This window comes from Pedobacter sp. 01T416_2 (assembly GCF_056398925.1).
On record NZ_JBFTQI010000910.1, the window covers coordinates 1 to 2,167 of the forward strand.

Annotated in this window: 2 protein-coding genes; one reads left to right on the plus strand and one right to left on the minus strand. The window is 39.3% G+C overall.

Features of this window, described 5'->3' with window-relative positions; all coding sequences use genetic code 11:
• Positions 1 to 781: radical SAM protein (locus AC1DPQ_RS25730; RefSeq protein WP_477611308.1), on the minus strand; the 781-nt coding region annotated here is incomplete at its 3' end.
• Positions 782 to 1,373: 592 nt separating this feature from the next.
• Here AC1DPQ_RS25730 and AC1DPQ_RS25735 point away from each other — a divergent pair.
• Positions 1,374 to 2,167 (plus strand): AsmA family protein (locus AC1DPQ_RS25735; protein WP_477611309.1); only part of this gene is annotated, 794 nt, incomplete at its 3' end.

The following is a 2,167-nucleotide window of genomic DNA, read 5'->3' on the forward strand; positions in this document are numbered from 1 at the left end:
AATCAGGACTAACCAAAGCTGTTTGCGCTAAAAGTTGCGCAAAGTTTACGGTTTCAGTTCCATCTTCCGATGTCCAGGTATATGAATCTACGTTTTGGCCTAAAAGCGTAACCTCACGGTAACCAGCTTCAAATAAACCTTTTGCTTCTTGTATAATGGAATGGGCATCGCGGCTACGTTCGCGGCCACGGGTAAAAGGAACCACACAGAAAGAACACATGTTATTACAGCCGCGGGTAATGGAAATAAAAGCGGTAATTCCGTTGCTGTTTAAACGAACCGGACTAATATCCGCATAGGTTTCTTCGCGGGATAAAAGTACGTTAACCGCTTTATGTCCACTTTCTACCTGTTCAATTAAGTTAGGCAGATCGCGGTAAGCATCGGGTCCTACCACTACATCAACCAAACGTTCTTCTTCTAAAAATTTAGATTTTAAACGTTCTGCCATGCAGCCCAAAACCCCAACAATTAATTTCGGGTTACGGCGTTTCTCGACACCGAACTGCGATAAGCGGTTCCTAACTCTGGTTTCAGCATTTTCACGGATAGAACAGGTATTGATGAAGATTACATCGGCCTGGTGATAATCCCCTGTGGTTTCAAATCCTGTTTCAGAAAGAATAGAGGCAACAATTTCACTATCAGCAAAATTCATTGCACAACCATAACTTTCGATGTATAATTTACGGGCATCGGCTTTAATTGGTGTATCTAAAATTAAAGCTTCACCTTGCCTGGCTTCATCGTGCGTCTTATCCTGTACTTGTAAATCAATCATTATTTAAAAACATTTTGGGGATTGCAAAAATACATAAATAAAATTAAAAGTGACAAATTGACATATTTTGTTTAAATGTTTACAGTACGATTATGATCTTCGCGTCATTGCGAGAAGGAACGACGAAGCAATCTTACTACTGTGGGATATCGAAACTGCAATAAGATTGGCACCAAACGACTTCATACTTGTTAAGAAAGATTTTTTTGRAAATGTAKGCTTCGGTGCCAATGGWGRGCTRCAGCCCCGCTATCCCTACTGCCGAYAGAAAAAATCGGCATTCGTACTATCGGGTTTAGATTACAGCTGTTCTTGCTACTATGAGTGGTTTCCATRCCACYGTCCTAACCMAYCTAGCCCTTGGCGRAGCGGTACCCTRCAGGCCCGGAGGTATCCCGATTTTTCGGGAAAGCGTAYAAGCGCAGCAAAGGAACAAACGGTGTTTCTTATACTGMCCTTGCGCTCCAAAAAAATCATTTTAACAATAAAGCATCCAACAGCTCCTCTTTGGTCTTTCTGCTTTAGTCTTTTGCCTTGCCCCTAAAAAAACCTTTCACACTTCTATCTGTTACCTATCGATAAACCATAATAAATGACAGCTCAGCATAGAAATAAAGTTTGGACCTGGATAGGAAGCATATTCGGCATACTGGTACTAATTGTAGCATTTGGCGCCATGTTTTTAAGTGCCCGATGGAAACCCATATTGATCGAAAAAATTAAGGCCGGGGTTTATAATGGCTCCCACCACCTCTACCGGATAGATTTTAAAAGCATTAACTTAAACGTAATTACAGGTAGCCTGGCGCTGCGCGATGTTACACTAATGCCCGATACGGCCGTTTTCGATAGCTTAAGAAAAAAACAACTGGCACCTGCACATACTTTCGAGCTTAAATTGAAGAAACTACAGATTAGCCGTGTTGGAATATTAACGGCCTACTTTAAAAATCGGATAGCTGTAAATGAAATCCTTTTACAAAAGCCATCTATCAATATGATTTTTAACAAAGTAACCAAGAAACCCGACAGCATAAAAGATGAAAAATCGCTTTACGAGCAGATTTCAAAAACTTTTAAATCGGTACATGTTAAAAGCATTAAAATTGTAGATGCAGATTTCGATTACATCAACAAAACCGCAGCAAAAAAAACCAAAAACTCGATCAAACACCTCGACATTAACATTAACGATTTTTTATTGGATTCACTTTCGGGAAATGATACAACAAGATTTTACTATACAAAAGATGCATCCTTTCAGATTGCAGGTTATAAATCGATAACGAAAGATAAAATGTATTCAATGAAAGTTGACACCATTAAAGGCTCTACAGCATCAAAAAAAATAACGGTTAAAGGATTTAAACTTACCCCATTGTACGA